Source organism: Acinetobacter sp. YH01022 (genome assembly GCF_013420235.1).
In the GTDB taxonomy this organism is placed as follows: domain Bacteria; phylum Pseudomonadota; class Gammaproteobacteria; order Pseudomonadales; family Moraxellaceae; genus Acinetobacter.
The window spans coordinates 53841-79248 of the sequence record NZ_VOYP01000006.1 but is presented as its reverse complement, the minus strand read 5'-3'; the positions used below and the strand labels follow the sequence as shown (position 1 = coordinate 79248).

At 42.5% G+C, this 25408-nt stretch carries 22 protein-coding genes; 9 read left to right on the top strand and 13 right to left on the bottom strand.

Annotation, left to right across the window (positions count from 1 at the left end; all coding sequences use genetic code 11):
* The first annotated feature begins 24 nt into the window (after positions 1–24).
* From FTT87_RS03280 to FTT87_RS03240, 9 genes are all read left to right on the top strand, one after another.
* Positions 25–261 (top strand): VF530 family DNA-binding protein, encoded by a 237-nt coding sequence (locus FTT87_RS03280; protein WP_005173763.1) that lies wholly within the window; start codon positions 25–27, stop codon positions 259–261.
* A gap of 515 nt (positions 262–776) precedes the next feature.
* A complete protein-coding gene (gene ribBA / locus FTT87_RS03275) occupies positions 777–1892 on the top strand; it encodes a bifunctional 3,4-dihydroxy-2-butanone-4-phosphate synthase/GTP cyclohydrolase II (protein ID WP_166169799.1) in 1116 nt (371 codons plus the stop codon).
* A gap of 18 nt (positions 1893–1910) precedes the next feature.
* Positions 1911–2381: a 6,7-dimethyl-8-ribityllumazine synthase gene (gene ribE / locus FTT87_RS03270; protein WP_086196720.1), complete on the top strand. Its 471-nt coding sequence runs from the start codon at positions 1911–1913 to the stop codon at positions 2379–2381.
* Between the two features lie 4 nt (positions 2382–2385).
* Positions 2386–2835, top strand: coding sequence for a transcription antitermination factor NusB (gene nusB / locus FTT87_RS03265; RefSeq protein ID WP_086196721.1), 450 nt, complete (start codon positions 2386–2388; stop codon positions 2833–2835).
* Between the two features lie 18 nt (positions 2836–2853).
* A complete protein-coding gene (thiL, locus tag FTT87_RS03260; RefSeq protein WP_180174367.1) occupies positions 2854–3771 on the top strand; it encodes a thiamine-phosphate kinase in 918 nt (305 codons plus the stop codon).
* On the top strand, positions 3749–4270 hold the full coding sequence (locus FTT87_RS03255) for a phosphatidylglycerophosphatase A (protein ID WP_180042643.1): 522 nt from the start codon (positions 3749–3751) through the stop codon (positions 4268–4270). Before thiL ends, FTT87_RS03255 begins: the two co-directional genes overlap by 23 nt.
* Positions 4271–4291: 21 nt before the next feature.
* A complete protein-coding gene (glmU, locus tag FTT87_RS03250) occupies positions 4292–5656 on the top strand; it encodes a bifunctional UDP-N-acetylglucosamine diphosphorylase/glucosamine-1-phosphate N-acetyltransferase GlmU (protein WP_180174366.1) in 1365 nt (454 codons plus the stop codon).
* 13 nt (positions 5657–5669) lie between these two features.
* Positions 5670–7508, top strand: coding sequence for a glutamine--fructose-6-phosphate transaminase (isomerizing) (glmS, locus tag FTT87_RS03245; RefSeq protein WP_180174365.1), 1839 nt, complete (start codon positions 5670–5672; stop codon positions 7506–7508).
* Positions 7509–7568: 60 nt separating this feature from the next.
* Positions 7569–8942 carry a phosphomannomutase CpsG gene (locus tag FTT87_RS03240; protein ID WP_180174364.1) on the top strand — a complete coding sequence of 458 codons (1374 nt, stop codon included), beginning with the start codon at positions 7569–7571 and terminating at the stop codon, positions 8940–8942.
* Positions 8943–9023: 81 nt separating this feature from the next.
* Here FTT87_RS03240 and FTT87_RS03235 read toward each other — a convergent pair whose 3' ends face one another.
* The 13 genes from FTT87_RS03235 to FTT87_RS03175 form a co-directional block, all read right to left on the bottom strand.
* Complete coding sequence (locus FTT87_RS03235; RefSeq protein ID WP_180174363.1) at positions 9024–9557, bottom strand: serine O-acetyltransferase; 534 nt, start codon at positions 9555–9557, stop codon at positions 9024–9026.
* Positions 9558–9587: 30 nt separating this feature from the next.
* On the bottom strand, positions 9588–10604 hold the full coding sequence (galE, locus tag FTT87_RS03230) for a UDP-glucose 4-epimerase GalE (RefSeq protein ID WP_180174362.1): 1017 nt from the start codon (positions 10602–10604) through the stop codon (positions 9588–9590).
* Positions 10597–12270, bottom strand: coding sequence for a glucose-6-phosphate isomerase (pgi, locus tag FTT87_RS03225; protein ID WP_180174361.1), 1674 nt, complete (start codon positions 12268–12270; stop codon positions 10597–10599). Before pgi ends, galE begins: the two co-directional genes overlap by 8 nt.
* A complete protein-coding gene (locus tag FTT87_RS03220; RefSeq protein ID WP_180174360.1) occupies positions 12270–13526 on the bottom strand; it encodes a nucleotide sugar dehydrogenase in 1257 nt (418 codons plus the stop codon). The genes pgi and FTT87_RS03220 overlap by 1 nt, the downstream gene beginning before the upstream one ends.
* Positions 13527–13537: 11 nt before the next feature.
* On the bottom strand, positions 13538–14413 hold the full coding sequence (gene galU, locus FTT87_RS03215; protein ID WP_180174359.1) for a UTP--glucose-1-phosphate uridylyltransferase GalU: 876 nt from the start codon (positions 14411–14413) through the stop codon (positions 13538–13540).
* A 13-nt stretch (positions 14414–14426) separates the two neighbouring features.
* A complete protein-coding gene (locus FTT87_RS03210) occupies positions 14427–16301 on the bottom strand; it encodes a nucleoside-diphosphate sugar epimerase/dehydratase (RefSeq protein WP_180174358.1) in 1875 nt (624 codons plus the stop codon).
* A 109-nt stretch (positions 16302–16410) separates the two neighbouring features.
* Positions 16411–17586 (bottom strand): DegT/DnrJ/EryC1/StrS aminotransferase family protein, encoded by a 1176-nt coding sequence (locus FTT87_RS03205; protein ID WP_180174357.1) that lies wholly within the window; start codon positions 17584–17586, stop codon positions 16411–16413.
* 31 nt (positions 17587–17617) lie between these two features.
* Positions 17618–18274 (bottom strand): NeuD/PglB/VioB family sugar acetyltransferase, encoded by a 657-nt coding sequence (locus FTT87_RS03200; RefSeq protein WP_218954187.1) that lies wholly within the window; start codon positions 18272–18274, stop codon positions 17618–17620.
* Positions 18267–18878 carry a sugar transferase gene (locus FTT87_RS03195; protein ID WP_180174356.1) on the bottom strand — a complete coding sequence of 204 codons (612 nt, stop codon included), beginning with the start codon at positions 18876–18878 and terminating at the stop codon, positions 18267–18269. Before FTT87_RS03195 ends, FTT87_RS03200 begins: the two co-directional genes overlap by 8 nt.
* 4 nt (positions 18879–18882) lie before the next feature.
* The gene (locus tag FTT87_RS03190) at positions 18883–20094 is read right to left on the bottom strand and encodes a glycosyltransferase family 4 protein (protein ID WP_180174355.1); all 1212 of its coding nucleotides are present in this window, start codon (positions 20092–20094) and stop codon (positions 18883–18885) included.
* Entirely contained in the window at positions 20091–21899 is a 1809-nt protein-coding gene (locus FTT87_RS03185; protein WP_180174354.1) for a heparinase II/III family protein, read from the bottom strand. Before FTT87_RS03185 ends, FTT87_RS03190 begins: the two co-directional genes overlap by 4 nt.
* A complete protein-coding gene (locus FTT87_RS03180) occupies positions 21896–24034 on the bottom strand; it encodes a bi-domain-containing oxidoreductase (RefSeq protein ID WP_180174353.1) in 2139 nt (712 codons plus the stop codon). The genes FTT87_RS03185 and FTT87_RS03180 overlap by 4 nt, the downstream gene beginning before the upstream one ends.
* A gap of 23 nt (positions 24035–24057) precedes the next feature.
* Positions 24058–25398, bottom strand: a complete 1341-nt coding sequence (locus FTT87_RS03175; protein WP_180174352.1) for a hypothetical protein — start codon at positions 25396–25398, stop codon at positions 24058–24060.
* Positions 25399–25408: the final 10 nt, after the last annotated feature.

The following is a 25408-nucleotide window of genomic DNA, read 5'->3' as shown; positions in this document are numbered from 1 at the left end:
CACCCAAAATACGATTGATCTATTATGAACACCCCCAACGACCCTTTACACGGCAAAAAACTTGCTGACATTTTGGATGAGTTGCTAGATTACTATGGTGGCTTTGAAGGCTTGAGTCGTAAAATTGAAATTAGATGTTTTTGCATAGACCCAAGTGTTAAATCATCATTGCGATTCTTGCGTACCACACCATGGGCACGTGAAAAAGTAGAAAGCTTATATTTGTACGTCTTACGCCAAAAGGCAAAACAGAAACCGTAGCCCCAGGCAACACCCCTCTCATCATAAAATTATACCAGTCAGTAAAACACCTTTAGGTTAAGCATGTATATGTTGGTTATTATTGTTGATTATCACAATAAATTAGTGACCAAAAATCAAAGTACCCTACCCTACCTTAAATCACACCACACAAAATAAAAACTCTATATAACTGTTATATATAGGGTTTATTAAAATACCAATTATGTTATTTAGTGTATTTTATGTCGGTGACTCTTGCCAAGGTTGGGGTTTCTATTCGCATACAAAACTCTATAAATCAGCAGCATTTTGCATAAGCTTGTCATTATTTATGTATTTCAACTGCTTAAAGATTCAGCATAATCACGGCTTTTTAAAATAAAGGCCTCTTTTCAAGCGTTCAGGCTCTGTGTATAACAATGAACCAGGAATGGAAATCAATAAGCATAGGCAAACATCGTAAAAAAACGGTAGACTATGCAACAATCAATGCAAGCAAAATGTCATTTGAGACAAAAAGAAGGTGAAGGTTGATGCCGCTCAATACCGTTGAAGAGCTCGTAGCAGATATCCGTGCAGGAAAAATGGTCATCCTGATGGATGATGAAGACCGCGAAAATGAAGGTGATCTCGTCATTGCTGCGACTCACGTACGTCCTGAAGACATCAACTTCATGATCACACATGCACGTGGTCTGGTTTGTCTCACCTTGAGCCGCGACCGTTGTCAGCAGCTCAATCTTCCCCTCATGGTGGATGCCAACGGCGCACAGCACGGGACTAACTTTACGCTCTCAATTGAAGCTGCCAACGGTATTACAACGGGTATTTCAGCAGCTGAACGTGCTCATACCATTCAGACTGCTGTGGCCGCGCATGCCAAACCTGCGGATATTGTACAACCGGGTCATATTTTCCCGTTGATGGCACAGCCAGGTGGCGTATTGCACCGTGCCGGGCATACTGAAGCAGGCTGTGACTTGGCCCGTCTTGCAGGACTTGAACCTGCATCAGTGATTTGTGAAATTATTAAAGAAGACGGCACCATGGCGCGCCGTCCAGATTTAGAAATTTTTGCTGAAAAGCATGGTTTGAAAATCGGAACTATTGCGGATTTAATCCATTACCGCATGACCAATGAACAAACGGTTGAACGTCTGGATCAACAGACTTTAAATACGGAATATGGAACTTTCGAACTGTTCCGTTACCGTGAAATTGGTAACCCGGACATTCATTTAGCCTTGGTCAAAGGTGAACCCAAAGAAGGGGTCACTACCGTTCGCGTTCATGGCTTTAACCCGGTACGTGACCTGCTGAAAATCAACAAGCAAGATGGCGAACCGGCCTGGAATCTCGACAAGGCGCTGAAAGAAATTGCCTCTAGCGAGCGTGGCGTTTTAGTCTGGATTGGCCAACATCATCTACCGGACCTTGGCCCTGCACTGGAAAGTTTAAATACACCCAAACCAGCCAAATCCAATGCTGCACTGTCTCAACAATACCAAACCATTGGTGTCGGTGCCCAGATTTTACGTGATTTAGGGGTTGAGAAAATGAAATTGCTCAGCTCTCCATTACGTTTTAATGCGTTATCAGGTTTTAACTTAGAAGTGGTGGAATACATCACTGCACATCAAACAACTTAAGAAATCATCGAGGTTGCTATGGCAGTTCGCCGTATTGAAGGTATGTTACATCTCGCGAGCGAAGGCCGTTACGCGATTTTAGTGGGTCGTTTTAATAGTTTTGTTGTCGAACATCTATTAGAAGGCGCAATTGATACATTGAAACGTCATGGTGTATCAGAGGATAATATCACTGTTGTTCATGCACCTGGCGCTTGGGAACTTCCGGTAGTGGCTAAGAAACTGGCTGCTGCTGATCGTTTTGATGCCATTATTGCCCTGGGCGCAGTGATTCGTGGTAGCACGCCGCACTTCGATTTTGTTGCTGGCGAATGTGCCAAAGGTTTAGGCGTGGTTGGCCTGGACACTGGCTTACCGATCATTAATGGTGTATTGACTACGGATAGTATTGAACAGGCGATTGAACGCTCGGGTACAAAAGCAGGTAATAAAGGCAGTGAAGCTGCTCTTACTGCGATTGAAATGGTTAACTTGTTAAAGGCTATTTAACGCTATGTCGCAAACACTTCAAGCAACTTATGCAGCAAAACGCAAAGCACGTCGTTTTACTGTACAAGGAATTTATGAATGGCAGATGAGCCACAATCCGGTACATGAAATTGAAGCACGTACACGTGTGGAAAATGCCATGCACAAAGTGGATCTCGGCTATTATCATGAATTGTTGACTCAAGTGGTTGCCAATCATGAAGCATTGGATGCGCTCCTAATCCCTGTGCTGGATCGTGAAATTAGTGCGCTTGACGGCGTTGAACTCGCGACTCTTCGTCTGGGTGCGTATGAATTGAAAGAACATCTTGAAATTCCATATCGTGTCGTTTTAGATGAAGCAATCGAGCTGGCTAAACATTTTGGCGGTGCAGACAGCCATAAATACATCAACGGTGTATTGGATCGTTTAGCGACAACCTTGCGTGCAGCAGAAAAGCAACAAGCCAACTAAATAAAGTAGATTTGTTGTATGGCTGAGTTCTCGATCATTGATACTTATTTTAATCGACAAACTTCTGCGTCGGTCGATTTGGGTGTCGGTGATGACTCAGCCTTGCTCACCCCTCCTCCACAGCAACAACTGGTCATCTGTGCCGATACTTTAGTTGCTGGACGACATTTCCCCTTAGATACAAATCCCCATGCCATCGGCTGGAAATCTGTTGCAGTCAATTTATCTGACATTGCCGCCATGGGTGCCAAACCGCACAGCATTTTACTGGCATTGAGCCTACCCCAAATTGATCATGACTGGCTCAAAGGCTTTAGCCAGGGTTTATATGATTGCTGCGATCAATTTGGGGTGAGTTTAATTGGCGGTGATACCACGCAAAGTCCTCATCTCACCATTTCGGTCACTGCACTTGGCTGGATAGAAACCGGCAAAGCCATCACACGCTCAGGCGCACAAGTCGGTGATTATGTCTGTGTCTCTGGCACAGTCGGTGATGCTGCATTTGCTTTGCACAATTTAGGACATTCGCTACAAAAACGTCTGGATTATCCAACGCCACGTTGTCAGCTTGGACAACAACTCAAAGGCCTGGCATCCAGCATGATAGATGTGTCTGATGGATTAGCACAAGATTTAGGCCATATTTTAAAAGCCTCAAAAGTGGGTGCAATACTGGAATTAAGCCAGTTACCGATCAGTCCAGATTTACAAAATTTAACTCAAGAACAGCAATGGCAATATGCCCTCGCGGGTGGCGATGACTACGAGTTATGCTTTACAATAAGCCCGCAAAATTATGAAAAGCTTTTGCAACAACAATTAGATGTCAACATTAGCAAAATTGGACAAATTGACCAAAAAACTGAGTTAACTTTTGTGCAGAATGGCGTAGATCATTCGCTGCATTTTCATGGATATCAACACTTTGCATAAACCTGCGATTCATTTTAAAGACATGTCCTGGTACAACCGCTTTATCGTTTTTTGCGGTGTCGGATTTGGTTCCGGGTTGTTACCCAAAGCGCCGGGCACTTTTGGTTCGGCCTTTGCATTGCTGTTTATTCCTGCCTGGCTTGCAATTGGCTTTACCAACTCCATTATTGCCATGGTTTTAATGTCACTTATCGGCATTTATATTTGCGGGCAAACCGCTAAAGTAATGGGCGTACATGACGATGGCCGTATTGTTTGGGATGAATTTGCAGGACAATCGATTACCTTCCTGCCCCTGATTTACTTCGCACAAATGAGCTGGCTTTGGGTGCTCATCGGATTTGTCCTGTTCCGCTTATTTGATGTCTGGAAACCCTGGCCTATTCGTGTCATCGACCGACAAGTCGGTGGAGGTTTCGGCATTATGTTTGACGATATTATTGCCGGCATTTGGGCCGCAATCTGTATTCTCGTGTACCTCAACATTTCAATGGCTTAAGCCAAGTTTTTAAGGTGTATTATGTCAACTTCTGTGATTATTCTTGCTGCAGGTAAAGGAACTCGAATGCGTTCGAGCTTACCCAAAGTATTGCAGCCGCTCGCAGGACGCCCTCTACTCGGCCATGTCATTGAAACTGCTAGAAAATTAAATGCCAAAAATATTATTACCATTTTTGGACATGGTGGTGATCTAGTTCAACAAGCTTTTGCACAGGAAAATGTACAATGGGTTGAACAAGCCGAGCAGCTCGGTACCGGTCATGCGGTAAAAGTGACTTTACCGGTGCTACCTACTGATGGTGTTTCACTCATTCTTTCCGGTGATGTCCCTTGCATTAGCCAAGAAACCCTGGAAAAGCTGCTCGCTGTTTCACGTGAAACAGGAATTGGTCTGGTGACATTAACCCTGGCCAATGCTACAGGTTATGGCCGTATCGTACGTGAAAACAATAAAATTCAAGCCATTGTTGAGCATAAAGATGCAAACGATGCACAGCGTCAAATCAAGGAAATCAATACCGGTATTTACTGTGTCAGTAATGCCAAACTGCATCAATGGTTACCAAAATTAAGCAACAACAATGCCCAAGGCGAATATTACCTGACCGACATCGTGGCCATGGCGATTGCCGATGGTCTTGAAGTGGCTTCTGTTGAACCGGAACGTGCCTTTGAAGTGGAAGGCGTGAATGACCGGGTTCAGCTGGCAGCGTTGGAACGTGAATTTCAGGCCTATCAGGCCAAACTGCTGATGCAGCAAGGCGTGCATATCATTGATCCAAGCCGTTTTGACCTGCGTGGCAATCTTACAGTCGGTCAAGATGTGCGGATCGATATCAACGTGATCATCGAAGGTGATTGCGAACTCGGAGACAATGTTGAAATTGGTGCGGGTTGCGTGATTAAGAATACCAAGATTGCTTCAGGCACCAAAGTACAACCCTATAGTATTTTCGACAATGCAATAGTCGGTGAAGATACGCAAATTGGACCATTTGCCCGTTTACGCCCGGGTGCCAAGCTTGCCAATGAAGTGCATATTGGCAACTTTGTTGAAGTGAAAAATTCCACAATTGGCCTCGGCTCTAAAGCCAATCATTTTACTTATTTAGGTGATGCTGAAGTCGGCGCAGGTTCAAATATTGGTGCCGGTACCATTACCTGTAATTATGATGGTGCCAATAAATTTAAAACCATTATTGGTGATTCAGCCTTTATCGGCTCGAACAGTTCACTGGTTGCCCCGGTCAGTATTGGCAATGGTGCCACTGTCGGTGCAGGTTCAGTCATCACACGCGATGTAGCAGAAAATAGTTTGGCCTTTGAACGATCAAAACAAGTGGCTAAAGAAAACTATCAACGCCCCCAAAAATTGAAAAAATAAGAGGATTATAAATATGTGCGGAATTGTCGGTGGCGTTGCAGAACGTAATATTAGCAATATTTTAATTGAAGGTCTTAAGCGCCTGGAATACCGTGGCTATGATTCAGCTGGGGTTGCGCTGATCAATGGCGGTCATGTCCTGCGCGAACGCCGTGTGGGTAAAGTGATCAACTTGGAACAGGCAGTGAATGAGTCGAATATCCAAGGTTCACTGGGGATTGCCCATACCCGCTGGGCAACCCATGGCAAACCGACTGAAAATAATGCTCACCCGCATGTTTCTGGTACGGTGGCTGTGGTGCATAACGGCATTATTGAAAACTATCAAGAACTGAAAGATGATCTTGAAGCACTGGGCTATGTGTTTACTTCACAAACGGATACCGAAGTTGTCGCACATCTGGTCAATGATGCATTGAAATCAACTTCCAGTCTTCTAGAAGCGGTTCAACAGGTTGTTCCTCAGCTCAAAGGGGCTTATGCACTGGGTATCGTGCATACCGATCATCCGAATGAGCTGATTACCGTTCGTGAAGGTTCACCTTTGGTTATTGGTGTCGGCATTGGCGAGAACTTTATCAGTTCGGATCAATTGGCCCTGCTTCCAATTACCAACCGTTTTATTTATCTGGAAGAAGGTGATATTGCACGTTTAACACGTAATAGCATTGAAGTGTTTGTGGATGGGCAATTGGTGAATCGTCCAGTAAAAGAGCTGGATGCAACAGTCAGCAATGCATCTAAAGGTGAATATAAGCACTACATGCTCAAAGAAATTTATGAGCAGCCAGAGGCCATTCAGCAAACCATTTCCCAAGCATTGAATGGCAACAATTTGCGCGAAGATTTCTTGAAAAATGCAGTTGCGGATTTTGAAAAGATTCAGCAGGTGCAAATTATTGCCTGCGGGACCAGTTACCATGCCGGCATGATTGCAAAATACTGGTTTGAGCAACTGATTGACCTGCCTTGCCAGGTGGAAATTGCCAGCGAATTCCGTTACCGCACCCCTGTGATTGTCAATAACACACTGTATGTGTGTATTTCTCAATCTGGTGAAACTGCGGATACTCTGGCTGCGCTGCGCGATACCCAAAAACGCGCTGCTGCAAAAAGTTTGAACATTACGACCATGACCATTTGTAATGTGGCTACCTCTTCAATGGTGCGTGAAACCAATCATAGCCTGTTAACCCTGGCTGGCCCTGAAATTGGCGTTGCGTCAACCAAAGCATTTACCACCCAGCTTGCCGCACTCATGCTGTTGGTACTGAAAATCGGTCAAGTCAAGCAAAGCATCCCGGCTGAACAAATTACCGCCATTACCACTGATTTATGGCATACGCCTAAAGTCATCTTAGATACCCTACAGCAAGATAAAGATATTCTGCGTTTATCTGAGCTGTTTGTAGAAAAACAGCACTGCCTGTTTTTAGGTCGTGGTACCGAGTTCCCGATTGCCCTTGAAGGTGCATTGAAACTGAAAGAAATTTCATATATTCATGCCGAAGGTTATGCGGCTGGTGAACTGAAACATGGTCCATTAGCACTGGTAGACAATGACATGCCAGTGGTAATTCTTGCTCCGCAAGATAACATGCTCGATAAACTTAAATCCAATATGGAAGAAGTTCAGGCTCGTGGTGGCGAGCTGTTTGTCTTTGCCGATGAAAACAGCGGCATTAAAGGCAAAGAGCGTCAGCATGTGGTTCATATCCCAGGTATTAGCCCGCTCCTTGCGCCAATTGTTTACAGTATTCCTGTGCAACTGCTGTCTTACCATGTAGCAGTCTTACGTGGAACGGATGTCGATCAGCCGCGTAACCTGGCAAAATCGGTCACAGTTGAATAATAAATTCTGATATAAGGCTGGGTAACCGGCCTTTTTCTTGCAAAGGAAAGAGTAAAAAACATGACGCTGAGTTGTTTTAAAGCCTACGATATTCGTGGAAAATTGGGTGAAGAATTAAATGAAGACATTGCCTATAAAATTGGCCGGGCTTATGGACAGATCTATCAACCTAAAACAGTGGTCATCGGTTGTGACATTCGTTTGAGCAGTGAAGGCCTGAAACAGGCCACTATTCGCGGTTTAAATGATGCTGGTGTTAAGGTACTCGATTTAGGCATGACGGGAACGGAAGAAGTCTACTTTGCTGCCTTCCATCTCGATGTTCAAGGCGGCATTGAAGTGACTGCCAGTCATAATCCGATGGATTACAACGGCATGAAACTGGTGCGTGAAAATGCCCGCCCAATCAGTGCAGATACCGGTCTAAAAGACATTCAGCTTTTGGCAGAATCAGGGGTCTTTAAAGAGGTTGAGCAAAAAGGGACGACCGAAAAATATAATATCCTGCCTGAATTTGTAGATCATCTCATGACTTACATCGAAGCTTCCAAGATCGCACCGATGAAACTGGTGGTAAATGCCGGTAATGGTGCAGCTGGTCATGTGATTGATGCGATTGAAGAAAAATTCAAGGTTCTGAATGTACCGGTAGAATTTATTAAAATTCACCATGAGGCTGATAGCACCTTCCCGAATGGCATTCCCAACCCGCTGCTGGTTGAAAACCGGGATAGCACGCGTCAAGCCGTCATTGAGCATGGGGCTGACATGGGGCTTGCATGGGATGGCGACTTTGACCGTTGCTTCCTGTTTGATGAAAAAGGCCAGTTTATTGAAGGCTATTATATTGTAGGGCTATTGGCCCAAGCATTCTTGCTGAAACAATCGGGTGAGAAAATTGTGCATGACCCGCGCCTGGTCTGGAATACTTTTGACATTGTTGAACAATACCAGGGTGAAGCGATCCAGTCTAAATCAGGTCATTCTTTCATTAAAGAAAAAATGCGCGAGCATAATGCCGTATATGGCGGAGAAATGAGTGCACACCATTATTTTCGTGACTTTGCCTATTGCGATAGCGGCATGATTCCATGGCTGTTAGCAGTGTCGGTATTGTCTGAAACCCAAAAACCGTTGTCCGCCCTGGTAGAAGAAATGATTGTAAAATTTCCATGTTCAGGCGAAATCAACTTCAAAGTGGCAGATACCCAAACGACCATTCAAAAGATTTTTGATCACTATGCCGATCAAAATCCGGCCATTGATCGAACAGACGGTGTGAGCCTGGATTTTGGCGCATGGCGTTTAAATGTACGCGCTTCCAATACCGAGCCATTACTGCGCTTAAATATTGAAAGCCGTGCAGATAGGAATCCTGAACCGATACAGGATTATGTCGATGAATTGACCCTGCTGATTCAAGGCAATCATTAAAAATAAGATGGCAATCGCCTAGTATTGCCATCTTATAAAAAGAGCTCGATTTGAGCTCTTTTTATTTTAAAAACCAGTCATTTAAAGTTTATATCTTTTGTTCACAAACTTTCCTGGCTGTTCAAAATTAAGCACCTTGGCATAATTACCCGCAGCAGTCGCATTTTCAGGGATGTCTTTGGTCACTACACTGCCCGCACCAATGGTGACATTATTGCCAATTTTAACATTTTCAATAATACACACATTCGGCCCGATATAGACATTATCCCCAATCATCGCCGCCGGACCTAAATTTGCACCGATGGTGGTATATTGCGACAAATTCACATTATTACCTATGGTTGCCGTTGGACTTACCACCAATGGTCCACCATGACCAATATATAAGCCAAAGCCAATTTTTGTATTGACATGAATATCAATGCCATATTTTTTCTTTTTATAATAAAAAACAGGATAGGCAATCTTGGCAAGCCAGGTTTTGGAACTGGCGATTCTAAGCCAGACAGAAAAATTAAACCCTCGATTAAAAAAATAATTTTTAATGAAAGAACTCAGTTTTTGATTGCCTGTATATCGATATAAATCACTCAAAATTAATTTCAAGATCATCGAATTCACCTGTCTGTTCATGATCGGATCTTAGATAAACCCTTTCGGATTCTGCTTTTGCCAGTTCCAGCTGTCCGCCAGCATATCTTCCAGAGTATATTGCGGTTCCCAGCCTAACTCTTGCACAGCACGGCTATTGTCTGCAAATGAAGTCGCCACATCGCCTTCACGGCGTGGCTCAATGCTATAGGCGACCGGCACATGGTTGACCCGTTCAAACGTCTTCACCACTTCCAGAACCGATGAGCCCTGACCGGTTCCAATATTCCAGGCACGACAGCCTTTTGCCATAAGGCGGTTATTCAGGGCACACAAATGAGCATTCGCCAAATCCACCACATGGATATAATCGCGCACGCCAGTTCCGTCAACGGTATCGTAATCATTGCCGAAGATCGCCAATTTTTCCCGGCGGCCTACAGCAACCTGAGTGACAAATGGCATCAGGTTATTTGGAATGCCTTGCGGATCTTCTCCAATACGACCACTCTTATGTGCACCGACCGGGTTGAAATAACGCAGTAGTGCAATCGACCAGCGTTCATCTGCAATCGACAACTTTTGTAGAAGCTGTTCAACCATCAGTTTGGTATAGCCATAATTATTCGTCGGCATACCAGTCGGCATACTTTCATTTAAAGGCGACACATTCGCCTCATCGTACACTGTGGCCGATGAACTGAAGACCAGATTAAATACTCCGGCGCGCTGCATGGCCTGTAGCAGTTGAATGGAGCCGGAAATATTATTGTCAAAATAAGCCAGTGGAATCTGCTGGCTTTCCCCTACCGCTTTTAAACCGGCAAAATGAATCACCGCATCAATCTGATGCTGCTGAAAAACCTGATCTAGAACCTGTGCATCACGAATATCGCCTTGCACAAAAGTTAAGGTTTTTCCGCAGATCTGTTGTACACGGTTTAAAGATTCTTCCGAACTATTGCAAAGATTATCCAGCACAATCACTTCATGGTCTGAATTTAAAAGTTCCACGCAGGTATGTGAGCCAATATAGCCTGCACCGCCGGTCACTAAAATTTTAGCCATGTGTTTTTCCTAATAAAATATGTATTAAACCTTGAGTCGAGTCATCCAGGTCTGAAATATTCTGACTTTCGCCACTTAAAATCGGCAGCAGCTGATTAGCTATTTCCTTGCCTTTTTCCACACCCCATTGGTCAAAGGGATTGATATTCCATAGCACAGACTGTACAAACACTTTATGTTCATACATGGCTATCAGCATCCCCAGGCTATAGGGTGTCAGCTCCTGGAGTAAAATGGTGCTACTGGGCTGATTGCCTGCATATTGTTTATAGGCAGGTAAATCATTGAGTTCAGCCTGATCCAAGGCTTGATTGCCAAATGCCAGCAAGCGTGATTGAGCCAGACAATTGGATAAGGCCAAATGGTGCTGCTCGACCAAGGCTTCGGCATTTTCGGCATAGGTAAATTGATTGGCATTATAACGTTTTACCGGTGCAATAAAATCACAGCTTACGGCTTGTGTACCTTGATGCAATAACTGGTAGAAAGCATGCTGGGCATTGGGTCCAACCTCACCCCACACAATCGGGCAGCTATCAAGTTGAACTTTTTCATTGTTGCGCTGAATCGATTTACCATTCGATTCCATTTCCAGCTGTTGTAAATATGAGGCAAAGTATTTTAAACGACCATCATAAGGCAAAATGGCATGGGTCTGGATATCTAAAAAATTGGTATTCCAGGCACCCAGCAAGCCCATCAGTACAGGAATATTTTCATTGAAAGGAGCCTGCTGGAAATGTTGATCCATCGCATATGCGCCAACCAGTAACTGCTTAAAGCCCTCAACCCCAATGGTTAATGCAATCGGCAAGCCAATACATGACCAGAGCGAATAACGCCCACCGACCCAGTCCCAGAGCAACAACTGATTTTCAGGCGCAATGCCCCATTCGGTCATTTTCTCGGGTTTGGTCGATACCCCGATAAAATGGTGCTTGAGAATATGCGGATGCTGACCTAATGCTTTTTCCAGCCATAAACGCACGGTTTGCGCATTGGATAAGGTATCAATGGTGCTAAAAGACTTGGATGAGATAATAAATAAAGTGGTCTCAGGACGCAGCTGATGCAATAATGCCGACAACTGGCTGCCATCCATGGTCGATACAAAATGTATATTTAAAGGCTTGGTGGTCTGTTTTTTAAAATCGGATAAGGCATGACTGACCATCACTGGCCCAAGATCCGACCCTCCCACCCCAATATTGACCACATCCTGGATCACTTCTCCGGTCGCACCACGAAATTGACCGGCATGAATTTTTTCCACCAGGGCATACATGCGCTGAAGTTGCTGATGAACCTGTGCTGCAACGTCAGCATGCAGTTGATCATGCGGAGGCAAACGTAATGCCCAGTGCATCGCTGCACGCTGTTCGGTATAGTTAATGGCTTCACTGGAAAACAGCCGTTTAATCCAGGGCTTGAGCTCTTGTGCATTGGCCCATTCCACCAAATGGTCAAGTACCGTCTGATTGACCCGATGCTTGCTAAAATCGAAGACAAGCGTGTCTAAATTTACAGAATTTTTTTGAAAACGCTGATCTTCTTCTGCAAAAAAATCGGTTAAATGCTTGTTTCCAATTTCATTTTTCAATTTCAGCAGCTTGCTTAGAACTGTATCAGCCACTTCTACTGGATAAGGTTGTGCTTGATTCATCATTAACGCCCTACCCCCATATAGGCAAATCCCTGACCTTTCACATAGTCTGGATCATAAATATTTCGACCATCCAAAATCAGCGGATGCCGCATGATTTTTAATAAAGTCGGGTAATCCGGACTCCAATATTGTTTCCAGGCAGTTAACAGGCATAAGGCATGTGCGCCATTTACGGCTTCATACTGGTCAGTACAATAAATCAGGTCCTCACGATGACCATAGACTTTCTCAATTTCCGCCAATGCCTGCGGATCATGCAGCTTGACCGTTACGCCCTGTGCCCATAAAGCTTTCAGCATGGTATGAATGGGGGACTGCTGGATACGTGCCGTATTTTCTTTAAAAGAGGCACCCCAAATTGCCACCGTTTTAGCTTTTAAATCGCCATGGTAATATTTCCACAGCTTTCTAAACAGCAGCTCTTTTTGCTGTTCATTGATGTCCCACACCTGCGCCAACAGCTGACTTTTCGTTCCTGTCCCGGACACGGTATTGGCCAAGGTAAGAATATCATGCGAGAAGTTTTCTCCGCCAAAACCCGCTCCCGGATACAGATAGGACGACCCGATCCGGCTATCCGCTGCCATGCCCTGCCGCACATGCTCGATATCAATGCCCAGTTTTTCCGCAACTACGGCCAAATCGTTTATATAGCTAATCCGTGTTGCCAACATGCCTGAAATGCTGAGTTTGGTAAATTCGGCATCTAAAACGGGCATAAATAGATATTGCTGATGGCGTGGAAACAATGGACGCAGTAATTCCTGGATTTTGAGTTGAACCTTGCTTTGCTCACAGCCCACAATCAACTGTTCGGCCTGAGTCATGCTGGCCAAGGCATTTCCCTCCTGAATAATGTCAGGTAAATACACCCAGTCATCCTCAGGTAAATATTTTTGCAATTTGTCGGTGCCATGCAAGCCTAGCGTGGACGCATTGATCATCAGTTTAGGATGAATAATTTGACGCTGACCGATTTCTTTTAATATTTCAATTCCCAGATGTTCTTCAGTCGGATTAAAACTAAAGAAATAGGCATCCATATCCAGGGCAATATCATTCAGGTGACAGTATTTTAAAAATCCATTTTGCTGCTGTTTATCCAGTAACTGTTTGACTGCATCATCTTGGGCATAGGCTTGTTCTAAAGCACTTTTTTTTAGAAAATCACACCAGTACACCTGATGGCCGCATTCAGCCAACAATGCTGACAGAACACCTGAGTACAGGGTTTGTCCAAATACTGCAACCTTCATCATTCACCGCCTTATAATGCAAGTTCCTGGATAAGCGCTTTAAAGTCCTCACCCAATTTAGGATGATCTACACCATAATGTAACACGGCTTTGAGATAACCCAATTTGCTGCCACAGTCAAAGGTTTGACCTTTCATTCGATAGGCTTCAACTGTTTCGGTCTTTTGTAATTCCGCAATCGCATCGGTGAGCTGAATTTCGTTGCCTGCACCTTTGGGGGTATTTTCCAATAACTGCATAATCTTGGCAGGCAGGACATAACGCCCCACGACGGAAAGATTGGAGGGTGCAGTACCGACTGCCGGTTTTTCCACAATCCCTTGCATTACGCTACTTTCACCTTCTAAAGGTGAGCTTGCAACATCTATAATGCCGTATTGATCGACCAGATGATCCGGCACAGCTTCCACCATAATTTGTGAAGCTTGAGATGAATTAAAACGTTGAATCATTAAGCTCAAATCATTTACTGACTCTGGATCTTTCACCAATACATCAGGTAATAAAACCGCAAAGTCATCTTCGCCAATCACGGTCTTGGCACAGAGTACTGCATGACCTAAACCTAGGGGTTGTGGTTGACGTACGCTGATCACGCTGACATGCGAGGGTAAAATTTCTGTGATTTCTGCAAGCAAATCGAATTTCTTTTTATTTTCAAGTGTCGTTTCAAGCTCAAAATTACGGTCAAAGTAATTTTCAATCGATGCTTTAGATGAATGTGTGACCAGGATAATCTGTTCAATTCCTGCTGCAACAGCCTCACGTACCACATATTCAATCGCTGGACGATCCACCACCGTCACCATTTCTTTAGGAATAGACTTACTGGCTGGAAGAAAACGGGTACCCAAGCCTGCGACTGGCAAAATGGCTTTCTTAATCATAAATGAACTTCACTTAATTGACTTTAATTTCTTTACCACGTTGATAGCCATCAACATAATATTCAAGCTGTGACAAGGCCCAGTCGATATCTGCCTGCGTAGCAGAAAGTTCCTGGATTTTATCAAACACTTGTGTAATTTCCTGTAACGGAACGTGTTTTTCAAATGATCTCAGGATACGATTGTGTGAGGTAATATCGGTATTTTCCTGATCAATTAACAGTTCTTCATACAGCTTTTCACCTGGACGCAAACCAGCATACTGAATTTCTATATCGCCCTCCGGATGCTGCTCATCACGGACTTTCAGTCCGCTCAAGGCAATCATTTGACGGGCCAGATCCTGGATACGCACTGGTTCACCCATATCCAGCAGGAATACATCGCCACCAACACCCAAGGCACCGGCCTGAATCACCAGTTGTGACGCTTCCGGAATAGTCATAAAGTAACGGGTCACGTCCGGATGAGTCACGGTAATCGGTCCACCCTTGGCAATTTGCTGCTTGAACAAGGGCACCACGGAGCCAGAAGAACCGAGTACGTTGCCAAAACGGACAATGCTGATCTGGGTCTGGTCCTGAGCTTCCGCCATAGCCTGACAGTAAAGTTCTGCCATACGTTTACTGGCGCCCATGACATTGGTCGGACGTACCGCTTTATCAGTTGAGATCAGCACAAAGGTTTCGACGCCTTTCTTCACAGCCGCATTCACGCTAAACGCCGTTCCTACTGCATTATTTTTCAAGCCTGCCAGCGGATTACACTCAACCAATGGTACATGCTTGTAGGCTGCTGCATGATAGACGGTTTGCACACCATACTGTTCAATCACACGTTCCAGTTTTTGCTGGTCCAGCACCGAGCCCAGAATCGGAATAATCTCGCACTGTGACATTAGCCGGAGTTCTTTATCAATGCTATACAGGGCAAACTCGGTTAATTCAAAAATGATGATTTTCACCGGCTGGTTTTTTACAATCTGGCGGCACAACTCTGAACCAATCGAACCGCCTGCACCGGTGACCATCACCACTTTATCTTTAATATTCTTGGCCAGAAGCTCTGCTACGGGCGGCACCGGATCGCGTCCCAGCAGGTCAATAATATCTACTTCCTGAATATCAGAAATCCGGATTTCACCATCGACCAGTTTGGTCAATCCCGGAATCTCGGTAATTTTTAAATGTGCCGGTTCTAAAAATTTAATGATTTCACTTTTACGGACCCGTCCGACTGAAGGCAAAGCAATCAGAATTTCATCAATTTTTTGCTTGCTCATGAGCTTTAGGGCTGTCTGGGCATCATAGACTTTAAGTCGCCCCAGCTGCTGTCCAGTCAATGAGCGTTTGTCATCAATAAACATGACCGGTAAATGCTCATTGGAACGATAAAGTGCAGCAGCAACCTGTTGGCCTGCATTACCCGCACCATAAATCGCAATGCGTTTTTTCTGTACGTCAGCCTGCAAATAGGAACGGATAATAAAGCGGATAATGCCACGGCTAAACCAGATCCAGGCAAACATCATAAAGCCGAACATCAGCGGAATAGAGGTCGGAATAAATGCCGGGGTAAAATAAGCCAAGGCATAAAGACCGAAGACAGCCAATGCAGTCGCCAGTCCTATTTTGATCATAAACACTTCATTATAAGTACGGACAATAAAGCGGTAAACCCCACAGAGCAAAAGCGATGCAACGGCAATGACACTCACCCAAACTGCACCAAAAGCCAGATGAGGCACTACCTCTGCGCCTAAATCAAAAAGGCGAATCGCATAACATAGCCAGATCAAGACCGGAAAAGTACAAAAATCCAGAATAATTAAAAATGCAAGTTTGGCGGCTCGCGGTGATTCTACGAAAGGCGTAATGATCGATTTCACTGGGTACGTTGTCTCAATTCTAATAAATTTTTAATGAATCATGATTCTATTGGTAACTTAGAGTGATAATAGAGAAATGCACCGAATACGGTGCATTTCTCTCAAAAGTTTAAGCAACTATTCTATTAATGACCTGTTGAATTACCGTCACAGTTTTGTTAATACTTTCATCACTTAAGGTAGGATGCACCAAGAACATCAGACTGTTATCGCCAAGTTTTTGTGCATTCGCCAGGCGCTGTTCCGGGCGCCATGACGTGCCATCAAACGCATGTTCCAAATAGACCTCTGAACAGGAACCGCTAAAACAAGGCACATTCAGCGCATTAATTTCACCCATAATGCGATCACGTGACCATCCTTCAGGCAATTTTTCATTATTGACTTGTACATAACATTTATAGGCAGCATGTACATAGTCATTGGAGGGGCGATGCACGGTAAAATATAGATTGTCTGCAAATGCGGTATAAATTTTCTGCATATTGGCGATGCGTTTTGCGGTCCATTCTGGCATTTTTTTCAGCTGAATACGGCCGATCACAGCCTGCATTTCCATCATGCGCCAGTTGGTACCAAAAGAGTCATGTAACCAGCGGAATCCCGGTGGATGCTGTTTGTTATATATACTGTCAAAGTTTTTACCATGATCTTTATAAGACCACATTTTTTTCCATAAATTTTCATCATTGGTAGTGACCATTCCTCCTTCACCACCCGTGGTCATAATTTTATCTTGACAGAATGACCAGGCACCAATATGACCGATTGAACCTGCAGATTTCCCTTTGTACTTGGCACCATGGGCTTGGGCACAATCTTCAATCACATACAGGCCTTTATCGGAAGCCAGCTGCATGATGGGATCCATATCACACATCCAGCCAGCGAGATGCACACAAATAATCGCTTTGGTATTAGGCGTTAAAACTGCTTCAATCGTACGACGTGAGATATTTTGCGAGTCCATTTCCACATCGGCAAAAATCGGATTTGCCCCAGCTGTCACAATGGAACTGGCTGAAGCCAGAAAGGTACGTGAGGTGACAATGACATCATCCCCTGCCCCGATACCCAGTGCTTTTAAAGCCACATCGAGCGCCACGGTTCCATTGGCCAATGCCACTGCATACCGGGTGTCTGCAAACTGGGCAAATTCTTTTTCAAACTCACGGCATTCCTGTCCGGTCCAGTAGTTGACCTTATTCGACAATAAAACCTGGGAAACTGCATCCGCTTCTTCCTGAGTAAAACTTGGCCATGGTTCAAATACAGTATTTAACATGATGTGTCCTGAATTTTTAAAATTGAAAAGCTTATTTTTTCTCTAAAATACGTGCCGGATTGCCAACTACTGTCACGCCTGGTGGCACACTTTTAGTCACGACAGCGCCCATTCCTACCACAGCACCCTTACCAATCACTAAAGGTTTGTCTGGTGTGCCTTGTTTAATCACGGCACCTGCACCAATATAAGCATGATCTTGGATATGAATATTGCCGTTACATTTTACTCCAGGAGCAAAAGTAACATAGTCGCCAATTACACAATCATGTTCTATATAGCTATATAAATTGGCATGAAAACATTTGCCAATTTTAATATTGGAAGTGAGAGTCACAAATGGACTTAAAGCAGCACCCGGAGCAATTTCTATTGCATCCATACGCACGACATTATCTGCCTGAACAGTCCATCGCTCAATTGCATCTTGTTCAAGTTTTATCGCAATTTTTTCACGAATTTGACTATTGGCAATCGCAATTAAAGTGAATTTTTTATCAGCTTTTAATTCTTTAAAAGCTTCATAATTCAAAGCCACATGGCCATTAATTGTAATTTTTTCAGTTAAACTGTCATCAATAAAATAAATTTCAGCTTGAATATTATCACGCTCTAGCTGTTCACGTGCTACTGGCATTAAACTACGGCCACACCCAGATGCACCATAAATTGCATAGACTTCAATCATAATGATGATCCGTCTTAGTGCCAGTAAATTTTGTCATTGTCACTTCACCAGCTTCATTAATATCATCTTTAGCAATAACTTTTTTTACTGTCTTCAGCATAATTTTAAAATCAAGCCAAATTGATTGATTTTCAACATACCAGGTATCCAGCTTAAACTTTTCTTCCCAACTAATCGCATTACGGCCATTCACCTGTGCATGACCGGTCATACCTGGACGCACATTGTGACGTTTAGCTTGTTCGGCATTATAAAGTGGCAGGTATTCCATCAGTAATGGACGTGGACCAACAATACTCATATCGCCTTTAATTACATTCCACAATTCTGGCATTTCATCCAGACTGGTAGAGCGCAGCATCTGACCAAAAGCCGTTAGACGTTCACTGTCCGGTAATGGATTGCCTTGTTCATCCACCGCATCTTTCATGGTTCGGAACTTGATCATCTCAAAAGGTTTGCCATGTAAACCGGGACGCACCTGACGAAATAACACTGGTGAGCCCAGATTTTTTTTCACTTTATGTGCCACATAAAAATACAACGGTGACAGCAAGATAAGGGCAATAGAAGCAATAATAATATCGAGGAGGCGTTTTAGCATTATATTATCCTTGCGCTACCCACTCAGCAAACTTTTGTGAAAGTTCCTGACGGTTAAACTGAGAGCGAGCTAAATTCTGTGCATTTTCACCCATAACCACAAGCTCATCACGATGATCTGCTGCATATTCTAATGCATCTGCAAATAACTGTGCATTTTCTGGCGGTACAGCAAAACCGCAGTTCGTTTGCTCAATCAACTCTGCCAGCCAGCCAGGATAGTTATTTAAGACAGGTAATCCTGCTGCAATATAGTCAAAAAATTTGTTTGGAGAGGTACCATAATAAAATGCTGGTACATTCGCCAAAATTTGCAAGCCGACATCTGCACTTGCCATTAAGCCAGCCAATTTGGTTTTATTTACAGGATCATGGAAAATAATATTGTTTAAATCTAACTGCTTAGCTTGTTCCATTAATGCTTTTTTTTGCATCCCATCGCCCACAAGCACAATTTTAATATCGTCACGTCCACGCTGCTGCAGCTGAGCCGCAGCCTCAATCACAGCGCTTAAGCCATTGGCTAAACCATGTGTTCCCGTAAAAATTGCCATTAAATCAGTATTTTTTACCTGCTCAGGACGCCAAGCCTGTTGTTCTTGGGCAAAAATATCTAAATCACAGCCATTCGGAATAGATGCCACTTTTTGTGGATCAATACCACGTTTGACAATACCTTCCACGATACCTGGCGATAGTCCAACCAAACGGTCTGCTGAATGGTAAGACACCCACTCCAATATAGACATCATCCACAATACAATTGGATTTTTAATCACCCCCATGGCTTTAGGCAGTTCTGGCCATAAATCCCGAACCTCAAATACAAATGGCTTTCTTCGCAACCATTTAGCAAAAATTCCTGGAATGCCAGCCGTTAGGGGTGTTGTAGTTGCAAATAACACATCATAATTTTCTGTAAAAGCAACTTTGATTGATTTAAATGCAAAGCTTAAAAAAATTAAGATGCGTTTTAAGAAAGACAAACTATTTGAATATGGCAATTCAAATTCGATAATATCAATACCGTCTACATTTCCTTTACGCACGCCTTTATCAAAGGGCTGTGTTAAGCCAGTCTGGCCAGCGCCAAAGGAGCCGCATACCATCGTCACTTGATGTCCATTACGAATAAGCGATTGCGCCATCGCGTAAGAACGAATGCCTGCCGAACCTTTAGGAGTCGAAAAATGCTGATGGAAATATAAAATTTTCATGAGATATCTTTAATTACTGTGATTATTGTTGAGGACTGCTTTACCTTCACCTCTAGTACAGGTAAGACGGTTTTCTGATAGTAATAACGAGACTCAAATCCCGAAGAAAGAACTATCTCCACCTCGTTATCTGTTTTAATTTCAATTGAAATCGCACCATTACAAATTTTTTTATCATTAAGTTCCCATTTACCAGGCTGTAAGCGCCAACGTAAAACTGCCTGATCTTGAAAACCTGAAATATGATCTGTAACAAGGATAGTTTTATTTTTTAAAACAATATTTCTTTGGTGTTTACATCCCCAATTATCTTTATAACCACAAGAAAATTGATACTTTTGATAATTTAAATTTTCAGGCTTCAACCATGCACCAAATAAAAAACGGCTTAATCTTGGCATCTGCAAATGTTGATCAAACTGCACAGTATTATGACTTTCTGTACCGCTAAAATACTCTAGCTCTTCTGCTGAAGAGTTATAACTATAAGTACCACCATCTCTTAAAATATTTTTGCCTTTACACCATACATCTAAGTGTAAGGCATCGCATTGGCTCGGTCTAAATTGAAAAATAGGCAATTTAAAAGCAATAAAAAATCTACTGTTCTCAGCAGTAATTAAACCGCTGGAATCAAATAAGACATTTTTATTTGGCAGATTAAAATCCGATTTCTGCACTTTATTTATACCGAAGAAATCCAATGTCTCATCATAATTTCCTGATTCGGCATAATAACTATGCTGACAAAATAAAGTACTCGCCAACTGTACAGTTGGTCTAAAATCGCGGTAATCAGTCGCACTGACAGGCAAAAGCTTAGCGCCATCATTCGCACCTAGGTTCGGTGCATCACCATCTTGCTGTGTCAAAATATACAGCCAATTAGTGGCTTTTCCCAGTTGGTTATATAAGCGCTGAGAAAATTTAGGCAAACTTAATTTCTGTCTAACTATTTCTGCCAGACAATATGAGTCCAGCATCACACGATGATAAGTCACTGAATATTGGCTAAATCCACCATCTTCCATAATCAGTTTTTGAGCTCGATTTTCCAACCACTTATGCCCAAGTTCTCGCCATGCTTTATATTCTGGTTTAGGTGTCACATGATTGAGTAATGCCCCACCTATAAAAAGTGCTGTCGCTTCAGAAGTACCATGGTTATTGTCTTGGGCAATTGCATAATCAATGGTAGGTGCAATCCGTTTTAAATGTAATGCTATAAGTTGTTGTATATTTTGACTCGGTTGTGTCAGTTGATTTAAACCAATTAAGCCTGCAATTAAATGCATGACCCGAATAGAGGCTTCTTGCCCACATTTCCAGTTGGGCCCTAAATAGGCAGCATTTTTCTGGCACCAGTCGTTTAACCACGCATCTAACACATGCAGTGCTTCATCATTATGTTGTTGAGCTTGCAGAACAAAGTTGAGTACCCAATCAAAACGCGAAGCTTCCCAAATACCTTTAATATCACCTACATTTGCATCAAAATCTGGAATTTTATACCAAGCCAAATGACTGTTTTGAAACTCATACTGGGTTAACGGACTATAAAACCAGTTGGGAATACCCTGTGTTAAAGGATATTCCAAATAACCAAAAGCCTGTAAGGTTTTAGGAAAGTTTTTTACCTTAGTACACTCGGACGTAGTATTAAAAAATTGCCCCTCAGGCATTTTTGCAGCAAGTTTTTGTACAGGATTTAACCCTGTTTTGACACCTAAACGGTATTTAAAAACTCGAAATAAGTTAAACAGCCCTAATGCTAAGGCTGTTTTCCCCTTTATAAATACACTCATGTCTGAGCCCGTAAAATTTCAGCGGCTTGAATGGTCATACGTGCAACTTCAAAAATTTCATCTGCTGGAATAGGTGACTCTTTGCCTTGACGAATACTCTCAACAAAAGCAGCCGCACAAGCATCTTGCCCTTTGTCCTGACGCCACAAATTCATTTTGTTAAAGCCAGACCAGCCAAAACCTTTAAGTTTACGGAAGTTATCCAGTTGTAATACACGGCCTGCAGCAAAGACTTCTACTCGCTCTTTAGGAAAACTTGATGCTCCATTCGCCAAATAGAAAATTGTTCCAAATGAACCATCTTCAAAACCTAAAGTAATGCTTGCTTTATCTTCAAGGACTTGTACAGCATCGGTTTCACCCATACGTCTCGCTTGAACAGACACAATTTTTGAACCTGCTAAAAAACGCATTAAATCTATGAAATGACATGCCTCACCAATAATACGCCCACCACCTACCGCATTATCCTGTGTCCAGTGATCTGCAGGAATCGCACCTGCATTCATAGTCATAATAAAGCTTTTAGGCTCTTTAACCGTGTCTAGCAAGGCTTTCATTTTTTGTACTTGAGATGCAAAGCGACGGTTAAAGCCCACCATGACACGAGCATATTGTTTATTTTCTATATTGTGATTATAAGCCTGTTCAACTTTCTCTATTTCTTCTACCGTCAATGCCAATGGCTTTTCTACAAAAACATTTTTACCCGCTAACAGTGCTTTTTCTACAAAGTAGGCATGACTATTATGTCGTGTTGCAATTGCTACAGTGTTTACATCTTTATTATTTAATAAAGCATCTATATCTGTCGATGCTTCTGCAAATCCTGCCTTTTCACCATGAATCACCCCATTAATACCACCAGAAGTTACAATGGTATGCAGTTGTGAAGCCGCTTTTTTAAATGCAGGAATTAAAATACGTGAAGCATAATTGCCTGCACCAATAAAACCAACGACAGCATTTTGTGCATCAATCTGAATTGGTTTTAAAATGACTTTCTTTTCTGTTCGTGTTTCTACGGCCGAATTGTATTTAAGTAAAATACCCAAACCTGATTTATCTTCTGTTAAAACATCATAAGCTTTTGGCGCATCTTCAAATTCAAAACGATGGGTAATTAAGGCATCTACATTTAATGTGCCTGCCGCCATCATATCCAACACTGCAACAAAGTTACGCTGTTCTGTCCAGCGAACAAATCCTACCGGGTAATCCTGTCCTTTTTCTTCATAAGCAGCATCGTAACGACCTGGTCCATAAGAACATGACACCTGAAAGCTAAGTTCTTTTTCATAGAAGTCTGCACGATTTAACTCTAAACCTGTTACACCAACTAAAATAATACGTCCGCGTTTGCGACTCATACGTGCGGCTTGTGTAACAGGATCACTCACTTTAGTTGATGCAGTAATAATGACACCATCTACCCCTGCACCACGGCTAAATGCTAAACCTGCAGCTACAGGGTCTTCACCTTTGGCAGGGTTACAGACTTCTGCACCAAACTGTTTGGCAAGTTCGAGTTTGCTTTGGTCAAAGTCAATAGCCAATACACGGCAGCCATTTGCTCTTAGCATTTGAATGGTGAGTAAGCCAATTAAGCCTGCACCTGTAACCACAAAGCTTTCACCTATGGTTGGTTGTGCCAGACGAATGCCTTGTAAGCCAATACTAGCAACAACTGTAAAAGAAGCTGCTTCATCGGCTACATTGTCGGGTATTTTTGCACATAGGTTTTTCGGTACTTTGACTATGTCTGCATGTGGACCATTTGAAACGACACGATCACCTACTTTAAAATCGTCTACACCCGCTCCAACCTCATGAACTATACCAACATTACAATAACCAAGTGGTAAAGGTTGTGCCAGTTTGGACTTTACTGCGTCATAGGTAGTAAGCAGCCCATCTGTTTGGACTTTTTCAAGTACCATTTTTACTTTTTCTGGTTGTTGGCGAGCTTTGTCTAACATAGAAGCTTTACCAAAGCCGACTAACATGCGCTCTGTACCTGCTGAAATAAGCGAAGTAGTAGTGGAAATAAGTAAATGCCCTCTAGAGCACTGTGGTACTGGTGCTTCTGTTACGGTTGTACCGCCTTTTGCCATATCTTGGAGGATTTGTTTCATAAGTTTGCTCAGGAATTCTATAGTTAATTTTTGATTAATAATGGGACTTTTGCAGCAGCTGTCTTAATAGGAGATTGAATAACCTCAAAAGAGAAGTCTAAATCTACATTACTTAAATCCATTTTATCTATTAAAAATTCATGGGAATAGTTATGGTTTGAAGTAATATAAAATGTAACCTTACCAGCTTCTATTTGTTTCACTTGCACATGCTGCACGTAATCAAAAATTGAGTGATGACGGCCAAAAATTAAAGCAGTTAAATAAATTTTATTTAAATGGCGATCTAGTACATATTCACCATTACGCCCACTGCTAATTTTAAAATCTACAAGCAATCCATCTTGAATATTGGGTTCAATCAAATCACTAGTATCATATCGAATAAGTGGAGAAGCATAGTTATAGTAGCTTGTTGCAACTAGACTATAATCCTCTTGTTCATTCTGAATTGCTTCTGCAAAACCATAAGATACAAATGGGCTATAGGTATATTGCTCATCTTTTTCGTATGCTAGAACTGCCCTTTCTGTATGTCCGTACCACGACACAGAACTACAAGAAAGCAACTCTTCTACTTTTTTTCTAAGAACTGGGGATGGAAATTCTGAACCCAAGAACATCCCTTGTATATGTTGTTTTAATACAGGTAATAAGGGATGTTTATAAAGATCAAGCCAAATAACAAAATCAAAAATTGCACTTGGATAACCATGTAAATATTTTGGCTTATATTTTTTAAAGTTTACTAACAGGGTATCTGCGATTTGTTGTGGGCTCTTATAAATATCAATAGTCAACTGATGACGTACTGCATCATATTCCATAATATTTTTGACGTCAGCTCGCCCACCAAAAACAATTTTTAAATCGCTTTGCTTATAGCCTAATTTAGCCCAAATAGTATGCATGTGTGCCCATTCATGCGGTATAGAGCTTGGTTCTATATAGAATGATAAAGGTTGCCCACTACTCCCTCCTGTATTCGCAATAGATTTTTTTAGCTTTATATTTGAGCGTTCTTCAATAGAAACAGCTTGCAATTCAGCTTTACTGATAATTGGCAACTCAAATAAGTCACTAAAATGAGAAAATTGGTTAGGATTTACCCCAGAAGCTTTATACAGCTTTTTATAAAATTCTATATTGGTATAAGCATAAACACTTATATTTTTGACTTTTTCAAAAATAAACTGCTTATATTGATAGGAATAAAACTCATTAAAATTTTCGATTTCATTTTTTCTAAGTGAATATATAGTACTCATACCAGGACGTATACCATAGGGTACAAGAGCAATATATTTGCCTAAACTATAAGGAATACGGGTTAGATTCTGTTTAGCGTAATTGATATAACTCATCAAAATATCT

Excerpts from the sequence above, each read along its gene's own strand:
- FTT87_RS03280 (WP_005173763.1), top strand. The coding sequence starts at position 25 with ATGAACACCCCCAACGACCCTTTACACGGCAAAAAACTTGCTGACATT.
- ribBA (WP_166169799.1), top strand. The coding sequence starts at position 777 with ATGCCGCTCAATACCGTTGAAGAGCTCGTAGCAGATATCCGTGCAGGA.
- ribE (WP_086196720.1), top strand. The coding sequence starts at position 1,911 with ATGGCAGTTCGCCGTATTGAAGGTATGTTACATCTCGCGAGCGAAGGC.
- nusB (WP_086196721.1), top strand. The coding sequence starts at position 2,386 with ATGTCGCAAACACTTCAAGCAACTTATGCAGCAAAACGCAAAGCACGT.
- thiL (WP_180174367.1), top strand. The coding sequence starts at position 2,854 with ATGGCTGAGTTCTCGATCATTGATACTTATTTTAATCGACAAACTTCT.
- FTT87_RS03255 (WP_180042643.1), top strand. The coding sequence starts at position 3,749 with ATGGATATCAACACTTTGCATAAACCTGCGATTCATTTTAAAGACATG.
- glmU (WP_180174366.1), top strand. The coding sequence starts at position 4,292 with ATGTCAACTTCTGTGATTATTCTTGCTGCAGGTAAAGGAACTCGAATG.
- glmS (WP_180174365.1), top strand. The coding sequence starts at position 5,670 with ATGTGCGGAATTGTCGGTGGCGTTGCAGAACGTAATATTAGCAATATT.
- FTT87_RS03240 (WP_180174364.1), top strand. The coding sequence starts at position 7,569 with ATGACGCTGAGTTGTTTTAAAGCCTACGATATTCGTGGAAAATTGGGT.
- FTT87_RS03235 (WP_180174363.1), bottom strand. The coding sequence starts at position 9,557 with ATGATCTTGAAATTAATTTTGAGTGATTTATATCGATATACAGGCAAT.
- galE (WP_180174362.1), bottom strand. The coding sequence starts at position 10,604 with ATGGCTAAAATTTTAGTGACCGGCGGTGCAGGCTATATTGGCTCACAT.
- pgi (WP_180174361.1), bottom strand. The coding sequence starts at position 12,270 with ATGATGAATCAAGCACAACCTTATCCAGTAGAAGTGGCTGATACAGTT.
- FTT87_RS03220 (WP_180174360.1), bottom strand. The coding sequence starts at position 13,526 with ATGAAGGTTGCAGTATTTGGACAAACCCTGTACTCAGGTGTTCTGTCA.
- galU (WP_180174359.1), bottom strand. The coding sequence starts at position 14,413 with ATGATTAAGAAAGCCATTTTGCCAGTCGCAGGCTTGGGTACCCGTTTT.
- FTT87_RS03205 (WP_180174357.1), bottom strand. The coding sequence starts at position 17,586 with ATGTTAAATACTGTATTTGAACCATGGCCAAGTTTTACTCAGGAAGAA.
- FTT87_RS03200 (WP_218954187.1), bottom strand. The coding sequence starts at position 18,274 with ATGATTGAAGTCTATGCAATTTATGGTGCATCTGGGTGTGGCCGTAGT.
- FTT87_RS03195 (WP_180174356.1), bottom strand. The coding sequence starts at position 18,878 with ATGCTAAAACGCCTCCTCGATATTATTATTGCTTCTATTGCCCTTATC.
- FTT87_RS03190 (WP_180174355.1), bottom strand. The coding sequence starts at position 20,094 with ATGAAAATTTTATATTTCCATCAGCATTTTTCGACTCCTAAAGGTTCG.
- FTT87_RS03185 (WP_180174354.1), bottom strand. The coding sequence starts at position 21,899 with ATGAGTGTATTTATAAAGGGGAAAACAGCCTTAGCATTAGGGCTGTTT.
- FTT87_RS03180 (WP_180174353.1), bottom strand. The coding sequence starts at position 24,034 with ATGAAACAAATCCTCCAAGATATGGCAAAAGGCGGTACAACCGTAACA.
- FTT87_RS03175 (WP_180174352.1), bottom strand. The coding sequence starts at position 25,398 with ATGAGTTATATCAATTACGCTAAACAGAATCTAACCCGTATTCCTTAT.